This window comes from Sorangium sp. So ce385 (assembly GCF_051474135.1).
In the GTDB taxonomy this organism is placed as follows: Bacteria; Myxococcota_A; Polyangia; order Polyangiales; family Polyangiaceae; genus Sorangium; species Sorangium cellulosum_D.
On record NZ_CP150337.1, the window covers coordinates 3,633,413 to 3,651,518 of the forward strand.

16 protein-coding genes are annotated in these 18,106 nt (G+C 72.7%); 6 read left to right on the forward strand and 10 right to left on the reverse strand.

The genetic code is table 11. The features are described from left to right. Positions 1-172 precede the first annotated feature (172 nt). The gene (locus WME83_RS13570; protein WP_437319698.1) at positions 173-613 is read left to right on the forward strand and encodes a CBS domain-containing protein; all 441 of its coding nucleotides are present in this window, start codon (positions 173-175) and stop codon (positions 611-613) included. A 69-nt stretch (positions 614-682) separates the two neighbouring features. On the opposite strand, the gene WME83_RS13575 is transcribed toward WME83_RS13570, so the two are convergent. Beyond that, positions 683-1,435, reverse strand: a complete 753-nt coding sequence (locus WME83_RS13575) for an SDR family oxidoreductase (protein WP_437319699.1) — start codon at positions 1,433-1,435, stop codon at positions 683-685. A 103-nt stretch (positions 1,436-1,538) separates the two neighbouring features. Beyond that, positions 1,539-1,910, reverse strand: a complete 372-nt coding sequence (locus WME83_RS13580; protein WP_437319700.1) for a hypothetical protein — start codon at positions 1,908-1,910, stop codon at positions 1,539-1,541. Positions 1,911-2,056: 146 nt separating this feature from the next. Here WME83_RS13580 and WME83_RS13585 point away from each other — a divergent pair, with 146 nt between their 5' ends. Next, a complete protein-coding gene (locus WME83_RS13585) occupies positions 2,057-2,650 on the forward strand; it encodes a hypothetical protein (protein ID WP_437319701.1) in 594 nt (197 codons plus the stop codon). Positions 2,651-2,661: 11 nt separating this feature from the next. Further along, positions 2,662-3,639 (forward strand): hypothetical protein, encoded by a 978-nt coding sequence (locus tag WME83_RS13590; protein WP_437319702.1) that lies wholly within the window; start codon positions 2,662-2,664, stop codon positions 3,637-3,639. A 114-nt stretch (positions 3,640-3,753) separates the two neighbouring features. On the opposite strand, the gene WME83_RS13595 is transcribed toward WME83_RS13590, so the two are convergent. Continuing rightward, positions 3,754-4,359, reverse strand: a complete 606-nt coding sequence (locus WME83_RS13595) for a hypothetical protein (RefSeq protein ID WP_437319703.1) — start codon at positions 4,357-4,359, stop codon at positions 3,754-3,756. Continuing rightward, entirely contained in the window at positions 4,356-6,473 is a 2,118-nt protein-coding gene (locus tag WME83_RS13600) for a hypothetical protein (protein ID WP_437319704.1), read from the reverse strand. Before WME83_RS13600 ends, WME83_RS13595 begins: the two co-directional genes overlap by 4 nt. A gap of 238 nt (positions 6,474-6,711) precedes the next feature. Between WME83_RS13600 and WME83_RS13605 the strand changes: the two genes are divergently transcribed. Together WME83_RS13605 and WME83_RS13610 are read left to right on the forward strand one after the other, a co-directional pair. Then, positions 6,712-7,386, forward strand: a complete 675-nt coding sequence (locus tag WME83_RS13605) for a hypothetical protein (protein ID WP_437319705.1) — start codon at positions 6,712-6,714, stop codon at positions 7,384-7,386. A gap of 69 nt (positions 7,387-7,455) precedes the next feature. After that, the gene (locus WME83_RS13610) at positions 7,456-7,944 is read left to right on the forward strand and encodes an N-acetyltransferase family protein (RefSeq protein WP_437319706.1); all 489 of its coding nucleotides are present in this window, start codon (positions 7,456-7,458) and stop codon (positions 7,942-7,944) included. A gap of 63 nt (positions 7,945-8,007) precedes the next feature. On the opposite strand, the gene WME83_RS13615 is transcribed toward WME83_RS13610, so the two are convergent. Further along, entirely contained in the window at positions 8,008-9,237 is a 1,230-nt protein-coding gene (locus WME83_RS13615) for a vWA domain-containing protein (protein ID WP_437319707.1), read from the reverse strand. Positions 9,238-9,826: 589 nt separating this feature from the next. Continuing rightward, on the reverse strand, positions 9,827-10,651 hold the full coding sequence (aroE, locus tag WME83_RS13620) for a shikimate dehydrogenase (RefSeq protein ID WP_437319708.1): 825 nt from the start codon (positions 10,649-10,651) through the stop codon (positions 9,827-9,829). A gap of 321 nt (positions 10,652-10,972) precedes the next feature. On the opposite strand from aroE, the gene WME83_RS13625 reads away from it, so the two are divergent. Beyond that, positions 10,973-13,267, forward strand: coding sequence for a molybdopterin oxidoreductase family protein (locus WME83_RS13625; RefSeq protein ID WP_437319709.1), 2,295 nt, complete (start codon positions 10,973-10,975; stop codon positions 13,265-13,267). Positions 13,268-13,325: 58 nt separating this feature from the next. Here WME83_RS13625 and WME83_RS13630 read toward each other — a convergent pair whose 3' ends face one another. The 4 genes from WME83_RS13630 to WME83_RS13645 form a co-directional block, all read right to left on the reverse strand. Further along, positions 13,326-14,522, reverse strand: coding sequence for a trypsin-like serine protease (locus WME83_RS13630; RefSeq protein WP_437319710.1), 1,197 nt, complete (start codon positions 14,520-14,522; stop codon positions 13,326-13,328). 307 nt (positions 14,523-14,829) lie between these two features. Further along, complete coding sequence (locus WME83_RS13635; protein WP_437319711.1) at positions 14,830-15,465, reverse strand: hypothetical protein; 636 nt, start codon at positions 15,463-15,465, stop codon at positions 14,830-14,832. Beyond that, the gene (locus tag WME83_RS13640) at positions 15,462-16,409 is read right to left on the reverse strand and encodes a hypothetical protein (protein WP_437319712.1); all 948 of its coding nucleotides are present in this window, start codon (positions 16,407-16,409) and stop codon (positions 15,462-15,464) included. Before WME83_RS13640 ends, WME83_RS13635 begins: the two co-directional genes overlap by 4 nt. A 48-nt stretch (positions 16,410-16,457) precedes the next feature. Continuing rightward, positions 16,458-18,047 (reverse strand): protein kinase domain-containing protein, encoded by a 1,590-nt coding sequence (locus tag WME83_RS13645; RefSeq protein WP_437319713.1) that lies wholly within the window; start codon positions 18,045-18,047, stop codon positions 16,458-16,460. Positions 18,048-18,106: the final 59 nt, after the last annotated feature.

An 18,106-nucleotide genomic window follows, 5' to 3' on the forward strand; every position in this document is an offset into this window, starting at 1 on the left:
CGGCGCTGCCGCCGCGTTGCCCGGAGCGCCCGCCCGCGTCGGGCGCCCGTCAAGCGGCGCCCGACGCCGCATTCATCCCGCTGCTCCATCCCCTGCCGGCGCCGGTCCCCTAAGGTCCAGGTGTACGCGGTGACGCAACCGAGCGCTGCAAACGGAGCCGAAGGAGGAAACCATGCTGTGCAAGGAGCTCATGAAGAGGGAGATCCAGTGCGTCATGACCTGGGACACGATCCAGACGGCCGCGCGCAAGATGCGCGATGCGAACGTCGGCTTCCTTCCTGTGTGCGACGACGAGGGGAAGGTGCTCGGCACGCTCACGGACCGCGATCTCGCCATCCGGGTGCTGGCCGACAGCCGCCCGCTGAGCACGAAGGCGGGCGACGTCATGACCCACGCGGTGGTCGCGTGCCGGCCGGACGACGAGGTGCACCGCGCCGAGCAGCTGATGGGGCAGCACCACAAGTCGCGCGTCCTGTGCACCGACGCGGACGGCCGGCTGGTCGGCATCATCAGCCTGTCGGACATCGCCCAGCGCGAGGACGACAAGAACACGGCGCAGACCGTCCGCCGGGTGACCGAGCGGGAGTCGGCGCACGGCGCAGGGGCGTCGTAGCGGCGCCGCGGCGCTCGCGGAGGGGGCCGACTCGACCGGCTCCCGGGCCTGCCGCGGGGCGATCCGGCCTCAGCGGCGCTGCGCGAACCGCTCGTTGAGGGCGGCGAGCTGGTCGTCGAGCTCCTTTCGCGAGCTGAGGCGCCCCTTCTCGGAGAACTGGTAACCGAACTCCAGCGCGCCCTTTTCGATCTGGGCGATGGCGTGGTCCGCGAACTCGTCGAGGGGCACGCCCGTGTCGTGCAGCCCCTTCCCGCCGAGGTCGGTGTTGACCGCGGGCGGGACGATCTCGATGACGCGGATCGGGGTGTCCTTGAGCTGGTAACGCAAGCTCAGGGTGAACGAGTGCAGGGCCGCCTTGGTCGCGCAGTACGTCGGCATGAGGGCGATCGGGACGAACGCGAGGCCCGAGGTCACGTTGAGGATCGCGGGCGACTCCTGCTGTAGCAGGTGGGGAATCAGCAGCATGGAGAGGTGCATCGGAGCTTCCAGGTTGATGGCGATCTCCGACCGGTGCCTCGACCAGTCCTGCGCTTCCCGCAGGGGAGGCGGGCGGTTCTGGACACCCGCGTTGTTGATGAGCACGTTGAGGCCGGGGAGCTCGCGCTTGACCCGCTCGACCAGCGCCGCGCGCTCGGATTCGACCGACACGTCGCACTGGATCGCGCGGAGCCCGGGGCACGCCCGCTGGGCCTCTTCGAGCTGTTCCTGCCGCCTGCCGCAGACGACGACGGTGCTCCCGGCGCGCGCGAACCGCTGGGCGAGCGCGAGGCCGATGCCGCTGGCGCCGCCGGTGATGAGGATGGTGTTTCTGTCGAGGCGCATGCGCTGAACCTAAGCCCATGCCGCCGGGCGATGGAAGCCTCCTGGCGCCCGGCGCTCAGGTGGCGCCCGGCGCGCAGGACGCCGCGCGCGAGCGCCGCGCGCGTCACCCAGGGCCACGCAGCGCTTCGGCCAGGGCCTCGACCAGCGCGCGCACCGGCAGCGAGGGCGCCCGCTCGCCGAGCAGCTCGAGCACGTCCTCGTCGTCCTCGCCGCACGAGAGCTGCACGGCCGCGATCACGGCGCCATCGCGCTCGATCGCCAGGTCGAAGATCCCCTCCTCGTCGCTCACCGGCGCGCCGAGCAGCGCCGACAGCCGGCGGCCGAGGAGCTCGGCCAGCGGCTCGTCGCCGTCGAGGCCTGCCTCGTCGGGCGCTATCTTGGCCTGGACCGGGCGCGCCGGCCCCCCGCTCACCTCGGCCCCCTGGCGATCGAGCCGGAAACGCAACCCACGCGCCTCGAAGAACCCCGTCGTCACGCGCCCGATCAAGGCACGCCGCGCGCGCCCGGGCAAGCCGATCCGAGCGCGAGCGCGCTCCGCGGCCCGCGTCCGGGCTGAGCGAGCTGGGGGGGCAGCAACCCGGTCGGCGTCGTACCGCGCCCGGGCGTGGTAGGGTGCCTCCCATGCGGCGGTTCCACTCCTACGGGCCCGTGGATCCCACGGAGCACTTCGCCGTTGAACGGCGCGAGCTGGTCGAGCAGTGCGTGGCGCAGCTCGTCGGCAACCCGGACAAGGGCGGTTTCTTCTTCACGATTTGGGGGCCACGCCAGACGGGCAAGACCTGGCTGATGCGCAGGGCCATTGAAGAGATCCGCGCTCGGTACGGCGAGCGCTTCGCCGTCGGTGCCCTCTCCGCGCAGGGGTTGTTCGGCGAGGGCGACACCGAGGAGGCATTCTTCCGGGCGGTCCCGGGCATGTTCCGCGAAGGCTTCTCGTTCAAGCCAGCCGCCCCCGCGAGCTGGGAGGGGTGGCTCGAGCTCTTCTCATGGCCGGGGGGCGCGTTCGACAAGCCCCTCATCCTGCTCGTGGATGAGTTCGATTCTCTTCCTCCCGTGATCCTCGACCGTCTGGTGAGCGCATTTCGCAAGATCTATCTCGCCCGCGAAGCCTATACCCTGCACGGCCTTGCGCTCATCGGCGTTCGGCGGCGCTGGGGGTCGATAGCCTCCGGGGATCTCCCTTCAACGTCCAGCGCTCGCTCCACGTCCCCAACCTGACGCGCGCCGAGGTGCTCGATCTCTTCGCTCAGTACCAAGCCGAGAGCGGGCAGGCGATCGAGCCTGCGGTGGTCGAGCGCGTCTTCGATGTGACGCGCGGCCAGCCGGGCCTCGTGGGCTGGTTCGGCGAGCTCCTCACCGAGAAGTACAACCCCGCGCCGAAGGAGGACATCGGGCTCGCCCAGTGGGAGCGGGTCTACATGCTTGCATGCCAGGTGGAGCCCAACAACACCGTGTTGAACCTCATCAAGAAGGCGCGAGGGCCCTGCCGCGACCACGTGATGCAGCTGTTTGGCCGCGCGGACGTGCCGTTCTCCTTCGATGACGACGCGTGCAATTACCTCTACCTGAACGGGATCATCACGTACCAGGAGACCGTCGGGGCCGGCGGCCTGCCCACCACCGTTTGCCGGTTCTCCTCGCCCTTCATCCAGCTGCGCCTGTACAACGCGTTGACGCACGATCTCTTCGGCAACCGCCTCCCTGTGCTCCCGCTCGAGCCGCTGGACACGCTGGCCGACGTGTTCTCCGCGGCCGAGCTCGACATGCCCGCGCTGCTCCAGAGATACCGCGATTATCTGGGGCGGCTCGCGGCGAAGGGGCAGAACCCCTGGAAAGGGCAGCCGCGGCGGCAGGATCTCCACCTGACCGAGGCGGCGGGGCACTTCCACCTCTATGCATGGCTGCAGGACGCCCTGCGCGGGCGCTGCGTGGTGAGCCCGGAGTTCCCCACGGGGAACGGGAAGGTGGATCTGCTGGTGCAAGGCGAGGGGAAGATCGGGCTCATCGAGGTGAAGAGCTTCCGGGCGATGCACGAGCTGCCGCGGGCGCGCGAGCAGGCGGCGCGCTACGCGCAGCAGCAGGGGCTAAGGACGGCGACGCTGGCGCTGTTCGTGCCATCGGACGACGAAGGGGTGCTCGCCGCGCTGTCAGGGGAAGAGGTGATCTCAGGGCTCACGGTGACGACGGTGGCGATCGGATGGGGCTGAGTCGCTGGGGAGCTCCAAAAGGCCGCGTGCGTGGCCCAAGGCGCCTTGCCTGAAGCGCCTCGCGCCGGCGCGGCGTAGCGCCTCCAGCGCTGCAGCGACGCGCCGGGCGGGCGCTTACAGCACGCTGACGAGCGGCCCGGCGTCGCCGTCGAGCCATTGCTCGGAGATCACGAAGCTGGTCGAGATCCCGAGCTGGCCGCGGTACGCCCACATGCCCGTGAGGATCTCGATCACCCTCCGATCGCCGCGCCGGACGGGGAAGACCACGGAGACGCCGCTCGCGAGCTCCTCGCCGTTCTTCTGGTCCAGCCGGAACCACTCCTCGCCGGCGCTCGCGCCGAGCGTCCTCACGACGGCCAGCGAGGGCGCCGTGCAGTCGATGCGCAGCCACTCGCGCCGCATCCGCGCCTTGCATGCGGCGCCGCTCTTGTCCCTCGCGAGCCGCACCGGCTCGGCGTCGTCCCACTCCGCCATCGCGGGCCGCGGCGTCCGCTCGGGCGCGGGCGGCGCCTCTTCCAGCGCGCGCGCCTTGGGCGCCGCCGCGCCCTCTCCCCCGTCCGGGGCGCCGTCGCCCCCGTCCGGGAGGGCTGCCCCCGTCTCCGCCCGGGGTCCGGCCGCGGCGCCGTCCGGCGCGGCGGACGGGGCGCTCTGCGGCTCCGCGGCTTGCGCCGGCGCGAGCGCGCCGAGCAGGACTGTCCCCATCCACAGGAGCTTCTTCATAACGTCCTCAAGAAGGCGACGAGCGCCGCCTTGTCCTTCTTCGACATGTGGCTTGTGCGGCCCATGCGATCCTCGTTGTTCTCGACGAGCTCTTCGAGCGTCCTCGCGGAGCCGTCGTGGTAATAGGGCGCCGTCCCGGCGACGAAGCGCAGCGATGGCGTCTTGAACACCCGGTCCTTCTTCTCCCTGTAAAACCCCGGCTGGGCGACGAAGCGCGGCATCGGGTAGCCCATTCGATCGGTGTACTCGGTCTCGGGCACATGGCAGCGGGAGCACTGGGCCGCCTCGCTCGTGAAGAGCGCGAATCCGTGCTTCTCCTGCGGCGTGAGCGGTCGGTCCTCCCTCGGCGGGGGCGCGAGGCCCTCGCGCAGGAAGCTGGAGAGGTAGGTCGCGCGCAGCCCGAGCGCGCCGTCCTTGGCGGCGCCCATCCCCCATCGATGCAGGCCGAAGCCCTCCAGGATGCGCGCGGCCAGGCTCTCGCTCTGGGCGTTCCAGCCATAAGGGCCCACGGCCGACACGCGCCCTGCGAGCATGGGTGTCTGTCGCGCCACGCCGCCCGCGAGCCCTTCCATCGGCCGGTTGTCGGCGGATCCGAAGAAATTGGCGAAGTCGCCGCCGCTCACCTCGTGCCACACGTGGCCGTCGTCGCGCCCGTCGGGGTGGCACCCGGCGCACCCGAGCCCGCCGCTCGTGAGCCAGTCGGTCGCGTTGTAGAAGAGCCTCCGGCCGACGGCGGCCTGCTCGAGGAGCGGGGGCTCGGCCAGCCGGATGAACGGCACGGGCCCCGGCTCGTAGCGCGCGCCCTCCTTGTGCTCGTCGAGGCGGACGATGGCGAGCGTGTCGGTCGAGCGGCAGTACACCCACGCCACGGACTCGTCCCCGGAGAGGGCGACGCCGCTCGGCGCGCCGCACAGGGTCGCGACGCCGACGTCGCGCGAGAGGGCGTCCAGGGACCCCGGCGCCGCGGCGACGGTCGCCGGCGAGCTGCCGAGCCGGTAGGTGGCGAGGGGCCGGAGCGCCGGATCGATGGAGAGCGCGTCGAGCTCCACCAGGGCGTCGGTGCCCTCGCTGGCGACGAGCAGCGTGCGGGTGCTCTCGCGGACCACGAGGGCGCGCGGCTGGACGAACGGGGAGAGCTCGGTCTTCGGCGCCTCGAGCTCCGGGTCGCCGGCGATGTCGAGCTCGAAATCCCGCGCGATCCGGCTCGGGGCGCCGTCGCGCCGGCGGGGCGCGAGGGGCTCGTCGTTGCCCGTCTGCAGGGCGTCGACGGTGGCGGCGCCGAACCACGAGAGCTCGCCGATCGCGCCGAGCGCGTGGCGCGCGACGAACAGGCGGCGGCCGTCCGGGGAGAGCGCGGCCGCGTATCCGAGCGAAGCGGCGCGCGGCTCGTCCGGAGGGGCGCGGTACGGCGACGGGGGGAGCGCGATCGACCGCGCCTTGGGCGGAGAGCGCAGCTCGATCCGGGTGAGGGCCGCGGACGTGAGGTGCGTGACGTACGCGGCCGCGCCGTCCTCGCGAACCACGACGCCGCGGGGCTCGCGCGGGACGTCGATGGACCACGATTTCGAGGCGGTCGCGAGATCCACGGCGGAGACCTTGGCGGTCCAGGCGCTGGTGACGATGGCGGTGCGCTCGTCCGGTGTGACGGCCAGCCCCCAGGCGTCGGCCGGCAGCGGCACGCGCGCGATCTCCACGAGGCCTGCGGCCGGATCCGGCCTCATGACGAGCAGCAGCCCGGGGTCTCGGATCGTGACGAGCACGCGGTCGTCGAGCGCGAGGACCTGCGCGGGGCGCCCTGGCATGGCGATCGCGATGGGCGGTGTGCTCACGTCCACGGGCAGCGGGATGCGGCGGATGACGCCGTGGTCCTCGTCGGCGAGGTAGAGCGCGTCGCCCTGCGGCGCGCGCACGAGGGCGCCGCCTGCGCGCTGGACCGCGCGGAGCTTCGCGGACGGCGGGGTCGTGGACGGCGCTTGAGGGGGAGACGGCGGCGGCGTGGCGGTCTCCTCGGCTCCGGCATTCCGCTCGTCCGGCGCGGGTTGCCTGGAGGGGGGTGAGCAGGCCGCGGCGAGGAGGGCGGCGGCCAGAAGGAGCGTCGGTGTTCGCGGGTTCATCGGGCGCCCGCAACAACGACGCCGCGCGGTCGGGGTATTCCAGGATCTGCCGGGTCTGGGGGGCTCCTCGCGGCGCCGTTCGAGAGGCCGCCACCCGCCATGGCGCCGCCACCCGGCCGGCATCGTGCCTGACCCCGGAAGCCCCTGATTTCAGCTCCGCGGCGACGTTCCGGACCGCATCTTCGAGTACCTCGGCTTCCTCTTCGCAGCGCTCCGTCTCGAAGCTCCCGGTGAGCCGGTGCCGCCGATCGAGAGCGTCGCCGTGGTCCTCTCGGGGCGCAGGCGGCGCTTGCCGAAGGCCGGCGAGCGCCGCATCGCCTGGCCGGGGCGGCCGTTCAGCGGCGCGCGCTTCCGCATCGACGCCGTCTATCAGCGCACGGTCTCCGAGCTGCGTGCGCGCGGCAGCGTGCTCTGGCTGGTGTTCGCCCCGCTCGCACGCAACGCGACCGCGGCGGCGCTGCGGGAGGTCGTCGCCGAGATCCACGCGGGCGCGGAGACCGCGGAGGAGCGGGCCGAGCTCTACACGGCGCTCCTGGTGATGGCGACGATCGATCCCTGGCGGCATCATCTGCTGAAGGAGCTCATCATGATGGTCGAGGACGAGGAAGAGGGGCTGCTCCGTCGCACGCCGATCATCGGGGAGATGATCCTCGAGGCCGAGCGTCGAGGAGAGGAGCGAGGCGTGGAGCGCGGGGAGCGTCGAGGGGAGGAGCGCGGCGAGGAGAAGGCGATCGCCGAGCTGCTCGGCCGCCTCTTCGCGCGGCGGATCGGGCGGCGACCGACGGCCGAGGAAGAGCGCTCGATCGTCGAGCGAGCCCGCGCGATCGGTCCGGGCGAGGTCGAGGATGCCCTGCTCGATCTCGAGGCCGAGGCGCTGGTTCGCTGGCTCGCGGAGCCGCTCCGCCCTTCGTGAGCTCCGTGGTACCCTGCCGCGCGACGAGCGCTGAGCCGAGCCGGCGCCTCGCTTCTTCCGGGAGACGCCATGCCTGACGCCACGCCGCCCGTTACCCTGCGAGAGATCACCCGCGATAGCCTCGACGCCATCCTCGAGCTCTCCGTGGCCGAGAGCCAGAAAGGCTTCGTCGCGACCAACGCGGTCTCGCTCGCCCAGGCGCATTTCGCGCCGGAAGCCTGGTACCGCGCCATCTACTGTGGCGACGAGCCCGCGGGCTTCGTCATGCTGGAAGACCAGTCGATGGCCTCCCCGCCGCCGGAGAGGCCCGAGATCGGCGTGTGGCGCTTCATGATCGACCAGCGCTTCCAGCGGCGCGGCATCGGCCGGGCGGCGATGCTGCAGGTGATCGAGCACGTGCGGCGCCTGGGGCGCTTCTCGTCGCTGCTGCTGTCCTACGTGCCGGGCCCCGGCAGCCCCGAGGGGTTCTACCGCAGCCTGGGCTTCCGCCCCAACGGCCGCATGGACGGGCCGGAGGTGGTCATGGAGCTGCCGCTCGCCGGCGAATCGTCGCCGTAGCGCGCCGCCGCGCCGCGGCCGGCGCGCCGCGATGATGCGTGCGAGCGACGCGCGGCCTGCGGCTCAGTACGCGAGCACCTCGCTGCCGGACGAGAGCTCGCACGCGCCGTCCTCGGGATCGCCGCCCGTGCGGAGGATCTCGGAGGGCTCCGGCTCGCGGTGGACGCCGGAGAGCTCGATGTCGACCACGCGCAGGATCGCGCGATCGAGCTTGGTCACGTAGTAGCAGGGGATCGTCGGCTCCTTGTGGGCACCGCCGACCCCGGAGTCGTCCGTCAGGAACAGGTATCGGCCGCCCGTCAATTGCGCGGATGAGCGCATGGTGATCTCGGTGAGCTCATCCACGCCGCTCGACGCGACGGGATAGACATGCACGCCGAGGTCCTGGAGGGCTCGTATCCCCTCTGCCATGGCGCCCGCGTTGGTGTCGTGGTGGGGCGCGTCCGCGACCCAGAAGGCGAGGCGCGCGGTGTCGTCGCCGGTGCGCCAGGCGAGGTCGGCAGCCTTGGACAGCGCCATGTCGGGCGCCTCCGGGAAATCGCCGCCGCCGCCGGCCGCCTGCGCGGCGAGCTTCGCCTGGAACTCGTCGGGATCGTCGCGGAAGTCGAACCACCGGACGACGTAGTCGTCCTCGGTGTCTTTATAGACGACGAGCGACCAGCGCTGCGCGGCGTTCGGGTACTTGGCGAAGATGGATTCCGAGAGGGCGATGAACTCCGTCTGGAGATACGTGATCTCGTCGCCCATGCTGCCGGTCGTGTCGATGATGAGCGAGACGTCGAGCGTCTCCTTCGGTCCCGGAGGCGCCGCGAAGAGGCTGTGGGCGGCCTGGTGGTCGGCCTCGGTGAAGGGCAAGAAGCCCGGGAGCTGCTGCGCGTAGAGCGAGCTCCGGTACGAGAGGAAGAAGTCGAAGTTGCGGTTGTCGTCCCAGACGCCCGCGGTGAGCGTGCCAGGCTCGACGCCGCCGCCGCCGGTGCCGCCAGCGCCGCCGCCGCCGCCACCGCCAGCGCCGCCGCCACCGCCGGTGCCGATGCCGGGGCCGACGCCGGTGCCGCCGCCGGCGCCGACGCCGACGCCTTCGCCGCTGGAGCCGCCGGAGAAGTCGCCCCCATCCGACACACCGCCCGCAGCGGCCGAGCCGGAAGCGCCGACGTCAGCGCCGGCGCCGGCGCCCGGGATCTCGCCGTCGCTGCCGTCGTCCGAGCTCGGGTCGCTCGGGCTTGCGCCGCCCGAGCACGCCGCCAGAGCCAGAAGGTTTCCCACCAGGAAAGCGAAGCGGAAACGGTTGCGCATGGGGTCTCCTTGGCCGCCGGGGCCTCGCGCGCCCACGTCGGACGCGGCCGGGCGTGCCGAAATGCATGCGGCGTACCGAGCTGAAATCGTGTGAGTCTCGGCACTTACACGGCCGTCCGATGAGCGTTCTGTGCCATGATGCGCCAGGGTGGGCGACCCGACCCAGGTTGAGGTTGGGCCACCCGACCCGGCAACCCGACCCAGGTTGCGACCCGGCCCAGGTTGAGGTTGGGCGACCCGACCCAGGTTGAGGTTGGGCGACCCGACCCAGGTTGAGGTTGGGCGACCCGACCCAGGTTGAGGTTGGGCGACCCGACCCAGGTTGAGGTTGGGCCACCCGACCCAGGTTGAGGTTGGGCCGACCCAGGTTGAGGTTGGGCGACCCGACCCAGGTTGAGGTTGGGCCACCCGACCCGGCAATCCGACCCAGGTTGAGGTTGGGCCGCCCGACCCGGCAACCCGACCCAGGTTGAGGTTGGGCCACCCGACCCAGGTTGAGGTTGGGCCACCCGACCCTGGCAACCCGGTGGCAACCCGACCCAGGTTGCCCACGGCGGCGGCGGAGCGCCCCCCGGAAGACGAGCTCCGCTCAGGCCCCGCGCAACGCGGCGATCACCGGCGCGGTATCAGGCCGCACGCCGCGCCACAGGGTGAAGCACTCGGCGCCCTGCTCGACCACCATGCCGAGGCCGTCGGCGGTCTGCCTCACGCCGGCCGCGCGCGCGGCCCGCACGAACGCGGTCGGCTCTTTCTTGTACGCCATGTCGTACGCCAGCGAGTCCTTGTCCCACACGCCGTCGGGCAGCGGCGGCACCTCGTTGGTCATCGACGAGGCAGATCCGTTGATGACCACGTCGAACCGCCCGACGATATCCGCGAAGCCGCCGCCGGCGAGACGGGCGGCGCCCGCCTGCGCGCCGAACTCGCCGGCGAGCTCCACCGCCTTGCTGGCGGTGCGGTTGGCGATGAAGATCTCGGCCGGCTGCTCCTCGAAGAGCGGCAGCAAGGCGCCGCGCACCGCGCCGCCCGCGCCGAGGAGCAGCACGCGCGCGCCCATGAGCTCGCGGCCGAGGTTGTACGTGATGTCGCGCAGGATGCCGATGCCGTCCGTGTTGTCGCCGAGGATGGTGCCGTCGGCGCGGAACGTGAACATGTTGATCGCCCCGGCCGCACGGCCGCGCGGCGTCAGCTCGTCGGCCAGCGCGAAGGCCTCGAGCTTGAAGGGCATGGTGATGTTCATGCCCTTGCCGCCGCTCCTCTGGAACTCGCGCACGGCGGCGGCGAAGCCGTCCAGCGCGCCGAGGATCGCGCCGTACTCCATGTCCTGCCCGCACTGCTTGGCGAAGGCGGTCTGCAGCGCCGGCGACTTGGCCTGGGCGATCGGGTTCCCGATGATGGCATAGCGGTCGGTCATGGTCGTCTCCACGCCTCAGCAACGCGAGCAACGCGCGGGCCACACGCAGCCGCGCCAGCGCGCGTCGCAGATCTACGACAGCGCCCAGCCTCTCGCCAAGCGCGCGCGGCGGCACCCCTCCGTCCGTCGGCGCGCCCTTCGCCGTCACGCGCGCCTGTACACAGCGTCAACCCGAGGTTGACGCCGCGAGCGCTCGCCGTCGCGCGAGCGCGCGCCGACGTGAGCCTCATCCCGCCTCGTCCCGCCTCGCGCCGCAGCGCCCCGCGCAGCTCGAGCTCGGGCGCTCGCGGGCCGCGCCGGGCGCTGATACCCTCGCGCGCCATGCCGAGCCACGGGACCGCGCGCACGCACCACCGCACCTGCAACATCTGCGAGGCGATGTGCGGCATCGACATCGAGGTCGACGGCGACCGGATCACCTCGATCCGCGGCGACGAGCGCGACCCGTTCAGCCGCGGGTACATCTGCCCGAAGGCGCTCGCGCTCCAGGACCTCCACGAGGACGCGGATCGCCTCCGGGCTCCGGTCCGGCGCACCGCCTCCGGGTTCCAGCGCATCTCGTGGGACGACGCCCTCGACGAGGTCGCCGGGCGGCTCCGCGACATCCAGCGGCGCCACGGCAGGGACGCCGTCGCGGTCTACCTGGGCAATCCCAGGACGCACAACTACGCGTCGCTCCTCTACCTCACCCCGTTCCTCGATGCGTTGCGGACGCGGAGCTGCTTCTCCTCGAACTCGGTCGATCAGCTGCCGCACCACCTCGTCTCCACCCTGCTCTTCGGGCACCAGCTGCTCGTCCCCGTGCCCGACGTCGATCGCACCTCGTTCCTGCTCATCGTCGGGGCCAACCCGGTCGTCTCGAACGGCAGCCTCATGTCGGCGCCCGGCATGCCGCGGCGGCTCAAGGCGATCCGCGCGCGCGGCGGCACGATCGTCGTCGTCGACCCGCGGCGCACCGAGACCGCGGAGATCGCCGACCGCCACCACTTCATCCGCCCCGGGACCGACGTCTTCCTGATGCTCGGGCTGCTCTCGACCCTCTTCGCCGAGCGCCTCGTCGCGCCGGGGCGGCTCGGCGCATTCATGAACGGGATCGCCGACATCGAGCGGCTCGTCCGCGACTTCACGCCCGAGCGCGTCGCCCCGAAGGTCGGCATCCCCGCGGCGCAGATCCGCGAGCTCGCGCGCGCCTTCGCCGCGGCGCGCCCGGCCGTCTGCTACGGCCGCATCGGCGCCTGCCTCCAGGAGTTCGGCGCGCTCACCACGTGGCTCATCGCGGTGCTCAACCTGGTCACCGGCAACCTCGATCGCCCCGGCGGGGCGATGTTCGCCCGGCCGGCCGTCGACGTTGTCGCGATCCAGGACCTGCTCGGCCAGCGCGGCGAGTTCGGCCGGAGCCGCAGCCGCGTGCGCCAGCTGCCCGCGTTCGCCGGGGAGTACCCCGCCGCCGCGCTCGCCGAGGAGATCCTCACGGAGGGCCCGGGGCAGATCCGCGCGCTCCTCACGATGGCGGGCAACCCGGTGCTGTCGACCCCGAACGGCCGGACGCTCGATCGAGCGCTGTCCGGCCTCGATTTCATGGCCAGCATCGACTTCTACATCAACGAGACGACCCGGCACGCCCACGTGATCCTGCCGCCGACCGGCCCCCTGGAGCGCGACCACTACGACCTCGCGTTCCACGCGTTCGCGGTCCGGAACACCGCCAAGTACGCGCCCGCGCTGTTCGCCCCGGCGGACGACGCGCGCCACGACTGGCAGATCCTCGTCGAGCTCGGGGCGCGCCTCGCGGCGCCCGGGCCCGCGGCGCCGCTCGCCGGCCGCGCGGCGCGCCTCCTGTCGCGGGTGCTCCCCCCGACGCGGCTGCTCGACGCCGCGCTCCGCTTCGGGCCTTACGGCGCCGGCGTGCGCCCGCTGTCGGGCGGCCTCTCGCTGCGCCGGCTCGAGCGCGAGGCGCACGGCGTGGATCTCGGGCCGCTCGTGCCGTGCCTGCCGCAGCGGCTGTTCACGCGGTCCGGGCGCATCGAGCTCGCGCCGGAGGTCCTCGTCGCCGATCTCGAGCGGGCGCGCGCGGCGCTCGGCCGCGAGGAGCGCGGGGGGCTCGGCCAGGAGGAACGCGGGGGGCTCGGCCAGGAGGAGCGCGGGGCGCTCGGCCGGGCCGCGGGCGCGGCGGGGGAGGCGGGCGAGCCAGGGCAGCGGGGCGAGGCGGGGTACGACCTCCAGCTCATCGGGAGGCGCCAGCTCCGGAGCAACAACTCGTGGCTGCACAACAGCCGTCGCCTCGTGAAGGGGAGGAACCGGTGCACGCTGCTCATGCACCCGGAGGACGCCGCCCGCCGCGGCATCGCGGCCGGGCAGCGGGTCCGGGTGCGCTCACGGGTCGGGAGCATCGACCTCGAGGTCGAGCTGACCGACGAGGTGATGCCAGGCGTCGTCAGCGCCCCGCACGGCTGGGGCCACGGCCGCGACGGCGTCCGGCTCGAGACGGCGCGGCGGCACGCCGGCGAGAGCGTCAACGATCTCACGGACGACCGCGCGATCGACGCGCTCTCGGGCACCGCCGCGCTGAACGGCGTCCCGGTGCGCGTCGAGCCGGCCGGGGCGGCGCGGGCCTAGCTTCCCGCCTTCCCGCCTTCATGTTCAATGTTGAGCACGCCCCGCCGCCGGGGCCCGCTCAGTTGCCCGGATCCACGCAAGCGACCGCGCCGGTCCCGTCGTGCCCGCAGGTCTGGCCGAGCAGACTGCAGTCGGTCCTCGTCACCCGGCGCGGCCCCTCGTCGAGCGCCGTGCAGCGCCTGGCGGTAAAACCCTCGCAAACGCCGTCGATCTTGGTGTCGCCGCAGGGATCGGACCAGGTGGTCGCCTTCTTCGCGAACGCGAGCACGTCGGGGCCGAGCGTCGCGTAAACGGCCCCGTGATCGCAGGCGAGCTGGTTCGTCCAAATCGCGCCGGAAGCCACGCCGTAGATGCGCAGCCTACCGCCCTCGATACGCACGAGCGGGCTGCCCGAGTCGCCCTTACAAGGCTGCGCGTCGCCTTCGCCGGCGCCCACGAGAGCCTCGTACCCGGCGAGCAGGACCGTCTCGTCGTAGAGCTTGCGGAGCAAGCAATCGATATCGCACGCCGCCTCGCCTTCGTCGCCCTCCTCCTCGGCTTCGGCCAAGGGACGCGCGAGGAGCCCGCTGCGGTCGCCCGTCGTGGCCCATTGCTTGAATGCCTCGAAGCTGCCGAACATCAGCTCGTAGACCTTGCCTTCCCGCGCGTGCAGGGTCACGCTGCCCGCCTTGCGCGTGCCCAATGTATATTCGTTGTCCTGCACGCCATAACCGATGGCCGCGAAGCGCGTGTCGATGTCGGCGTCCGAGAGATCAGCCATCGCGGCCGGCTCGATGTCGGTGATCTCCTCGTCGAGGTGGACGACGCCCGCGTCCCGACCGAACCCTACGAAGCCCCCATCATGCCCGGGCGCCCGGCCGAGCTCTACGATATCGACCGTACGGTCGGGGTGGGCTCCGTCGAAACCCACGCCGAAATACACGCGGCCCCCCGCGGCCACCTTGCGCGCGGCGTCGACGCAATGTTTCGCGGTGAGGACGGTCGACTTGCCGATCAGGGTGCCGGAGCAAAAGGGGCGGTATTGCACGCCGAGGGCGCCGGTTTTCTCGTTCGCCGCCTCGACGGCGACGCCGAGGCTGCCGATGGCGTCGAGGGCGTCGCTCCTGGCGTCGACGCCGCCGATGATCGCCTGAGAATCGGCGGCGTCGCTCTCGTCGCCGCCCTCCACCGGGGCTGCGCTGCAAGCGGGCAGGAGGCTCGAGGCTGAGAGTCCAGCGAGGAGAAGGCCGAGACGAAGTCTCGAGATGGTAGGCATGAAAACTGGATTCCTTTCGAGAAGATGGTTTGCGCCGCGATGGCGTGCTCGCGCGATGAGCACTCGTCGTGCCAGTCGTCTCCTCGAGCGGCCCTCGGATATCGCGCCTCGTATTTCCCCGGCGGCCGAACCTTCGAGTCAACCCTTGCGTGGTCGAGCAACGGATTGCTCGACCGCGATCCGGAGCGCCCCGCGAAGGATCTCTTGCTTACAGCGCTCCGCACACTCCGGCAGATTCGCGCCCGCCCCGAGCGCCGCGTTGCCCGCTGCGGCGCTGGCGGGCACGCAGCTCCGGCGGCGCTTCAGCTCACCAGCCCACCGAGTCGATGTAACAGACGCCCGACCAGGCGGCGCTCGGGTCGATCACGAGCTCGACCCCCAGCTGCTCGATGGGAGGCGAGCCCGAGCGGTAGCGGACGGTGAACTCGTTCCACGCGTCGCCGTCGAGGTTGCTCATGTACCGATAGTCGCCTTCCCAGAGCCCGTCCTCCATCAAGAGATACGGCTGCACGGAGACGATGCGGCTCGAGGCAGGGAGCCAGACGTGAAACGTGACGTTTTTCCCCGGGGAGACGTCCGGCGAGCGGACGAAGACGAGCTGCATCCTTGCCGGATCCTGCGCGCCCTGGCACCGCAACCCGCCGGCGCCGGCCTGCAAGGTCACGGCGAGGGCGCGCTCCCCCGCGTAGGCATTCGCGCTCGACGGGGCGATGCCGGCGGCCATCTCCCCGCAGAACTCCCACCCTTGTTCGTCCACCTCGAAGCTGTAGTGGGCCTCGTCGACCGGGCTGCGGCCGCCGTCCCTCGCCGGCTCGCGCCCGCCCCTTCCGGCCCCGCCGTCCGGCGCCTGGCTCCGTTCCGGGAGGTCGAGGATCTGATCGCAGGCGAGCGCGCCGGCGCTCGCGAGCGCCGCGAGCACGAGGAGCCCCCCGCGCGGCCTCATCGCACCACCCAGCGCACGGCGATCCCGGAGAGCCCGACCGTCAGCTGCGAGGAGACGCCCTCGCGCCGCCCCGCGTTCGTGCTCGGCGCGGTGAGCGCCAGGACGACGCCCCCGGCGAGCAGGGCGCCCCCGATCACGCTGGTGGCGGTCGAGATCCTCGCGGATGAGATGGCCTGATCGAGGCGCGCCGCGTCCGAGGACGTCGCGCAGCGGCCCTGCGCGTCGCAGGACGCCCGGCCCTTCATCACGGCGGCGTGGACGCCGAACGCGGCCCCGACGCCCAGCGCCGCGACGCCGGCGGCGCCCGTCGCGTAGCCCGCCCACCGCGCCGGAGACACCCCGGGGCGGGCGGGCGGCGGCGCCGACGCCGACCGTGACTTCGCGGCGAGCGGCGGGACCGCGATGGTCGCTCGCTCGCCCTCGCGGGCGACCCAGCGCATCCGCCAGGGCATCCGGCCCGGAGCGCTCGCCTCGATCGAGACCACCCCCGGATCCACGGGGATGGCCGCGCCCCACTGCGCCTCGCGCATGGCGCGCCCGTCGCGCCGGATCTGGAGCCCCGCGGCGCCACGGACCTCTTCCGGGACGACGACCGTGAGCCAGGGGAGCCTCGGGCGGAGCGCCTCGGCGCGCCATCGCGCCTCGCGCTCCTGGTCCCGGCGATTCAGCGTGCTCGCCTCGTCCGCGGCCGCCACGTAGTTCGTCCACGCGCTCGCCAGGCGCCCGGTCCGCTCCAGGCACGTCGCGAAGTAGAATCGGGTACCGATCGCCGGGTCGAGGGCCAGGCTGTCCTTGAGCTTCGGGCAGGCCGCGGAGAAGCGGCCCGCCTCCATGAGCGACATCGCCTCATCGAAGAGCGCCTGCGCCGCCGCCTCGTCCAGCTCGCTGGTCGGCCCGGCCAGGGCCGGCTGCGCGAAGGCGAGCAGCGCACCCGCGGCGAACATCGCTGGTCCTTGCCGTACCATCCGCCCCCCCGGGCCTGGCGGGATGCATCAATGACGCCTACCGCCGAAGGGATCGCGCGCTGGCGAGCTCGCTCCGTCGTCCTCGGGGCGGCGATCCGCGTCCGGCGGCGCCGCTCCCACGCCGTCCGGCGCGGCCTGCGCGGGGGCAACGGGCGTGGGCTTTCGGACGGCGCGCTCGGCGGGGCGCTCGCGCGCGCGTTCGGCGGGGCGCTCGTGCGGGCGCTCGCGCGCGCGTTCGGCGGGGCGCTCGCGCGCGCGTTCGGCGGGGTTCGCCTGCTCGACCTCCGGCGCGGCGGTCGCGGCCGGCTCCGCGGGCACGGGCGGCGGCGAGGGGGGCGGGGGCGCCTCAGGGACGGGAACGGCGTGCGCTGGAGGCTCCGAGGACGGCGGCTCCAGGGGCGGCGGGCGCGCGGAGCGGCGCCGGACCAGGGCCGCGGTGAGCAGGACGCCGGCCACGGCCAGCACGGCGAGGAGCACGCGCGCCTTCGACCGCCGGCCCCGGGAGCGCGCCGCCTCGACAGCGCCAGGGCCCGGAGGACGAACCACCTGCGGCCCGCGAGGAGGAAGCTCCGTCGGGCAGATGCGGGTGACGTCGAGCGGCGCGGGGCTCGGCGGGCAGGTCGAACCGGCCTCCGACAGCGTCGGGGCCGCCTCCGTCCCGCCGAGCGGCTCCGTCGTCCCGCTCGGCTCCGGCGCCGTCGGCGTGCGCGGCGGGACCCCGGGCGAGGCGCCGGCGTCAGGGCCGGCGCTCCACCGGACCGCATGGGGCGCGATCGCCGTGGCCAGCGCGGCGACCGTGCCGAGCCGCCGCTCCGGCTCCTTCTCGAGGCAGCGGAGGATCGTCGCCGCGAGATCTTCCGGGATGTCGTCGCGGAGCGCCCTCGGCGAGACCGGCTCCCCGTGCAAGATCGTCGAGGCGGTCTCGAAGAAGCTCCCTCCCTCGAAAGGCATCCTCGCGGTGAGCAGCTGATACAGCACGACGCCGAGCGCCCAGATGTCGACGCGCGCGTCGACCGCCCGAGGCGAGCCGAGCTGCTCCGGCGCCATGTACAGCGGCGAGCCGAGCATGACATCCGTGCTGGTGATGAAGCCGTCGCCGGTCGCCCCCGGCGTAGGGACGATCTTGGAGATGCCGAAATCGAGCACCTTGAGGCGCACGGAGCCGTCGCGCCGGCGCGCCACGAAGAGGTTCTGGGGCTTGAGATCGCGGTGGACGATCCCGAGCGCGTGCGCCTCGCTGATCGCCTCGCACGTATCGAGTACGTAGCTGACCGCCTCGCCGATCGGGAGCGGACCACGTTCGCTCAGGAGCGCGCGCAAATCCATGCCTTCCAGGTACTCCATCACGATGAACGGAGCGCCGGACTCGAGGAGATCCACGTCGAAGACGCGGACGACGTGATCGCTCGTGAGCCTCGAGGCGGCGCGCGCCTCGCGAAGAAAGCGCTCGATCGCGTCGGGGCGCTGGGCCAGCCACGAGTGAAGGAGCTTGATCGCGACGGGCTCCTCGAGGCGAAGGTGCCGGGCGGCGACGACGACGCCCATGCCGCCTGTGCCGAGGACACGCTCGAGCCGGTATTTCCCCCGGATGATCTGCCCGCTCTCGAACGTGAGCATGGAAAGAGATCTCGCCCGCGCGCGTGGCGCTCGGCGCCGCGCCCCCTCGCGTGCGGGAG

Coding starts and splice junctions, on each gene's coding strand:
- WME83_RS13570 (WP_437319698.1), top strand. CDS start 173: ATGCTGTGCAAGGAGCTCATGAAGAGGGAGATCCAGTGCGTCATGACC.
- WME83_RS13575 (WP_437319699.1), bottom strand. CDS start 1,435: ATGCGCCTCGACAGAAACACCATCCTCATCACCGGCGGCGCCAGCGGC.
- WME83_RS13585 (WP_437319701.1), top strand. CDS start 2,057: ATGCGGCGGTTCCACTCCTACGGGCCCGTGGATCCCACGGAGCACTTC.
- WME83_RS13595 (WP_437319703.1), bottom strand. CDS start 4,359: ATGAAGAAGCTCCTGTGGATGGGGACAGTCCTGCTCGGCGCGCTCGCG.
- WME83_RS13600 (WP_437319704.1), bottom strand. CDS start 6,473: ATGAACCCGCGAACACCGACGCTCCTTCTGGCCGCCGCCCTCCTCGCC.
- WME83_RS13610 (WP_437319706.1), top strand. CDS start 7,456: ATGCCTGACGCCACGCCGCCCGTTACCCTGCGAGAGATCACCCGCGAT.
- WME83_RS13615 (WP_437319707.1), bottom strand. CDS start 9,237: ATGCGCAACCGTTTCCGCTTCGCTTTCCTGGTGGGAAACCTTCTGGCT.
- aroE (WP_437319708.1), bottom strand. CDS start 10,651: ATGACCGACCGCTATGCCATCATCGGGAACCCGATCGCCCAGGCCAAG.
- WME83_RS13625 (WP_437319709.1), top strand. CDS start 10,973: ATGCCGAGCCACGGGACCGCGCGCACGCACCACCGCACCTGCAACATC.
- WME83_RS13630 (WP_437319710.1), bottom strand. CDS start 14,522: ATGCCTACCATCTCGAGACTTCGTCTCGGCCTTCTCCTCGCTGGACTC.
- WME83_RS13635 (WP_437319711.1), bottom strand. CDS start 15,465: ATGAGGCCGCGCGGGGGGCTCCTCGTGCTCGCGGCGCTCGCGAGCGCC.
- WME83_RS13640 (WP_437319712.1), bottom strand. CDS start 16,409: ATGTTCGCCGCGGGTGCGCTGCTCGCCTTCGCGCAGCCGGCCCTGGCC.
- WME83_RS13645 (WP_437319713.1), bottom strand. CDS start 18,047: ATGCTCACGTTCGAGAGCGGGCAGATCATCCGGGGGAAATACCGGCTC.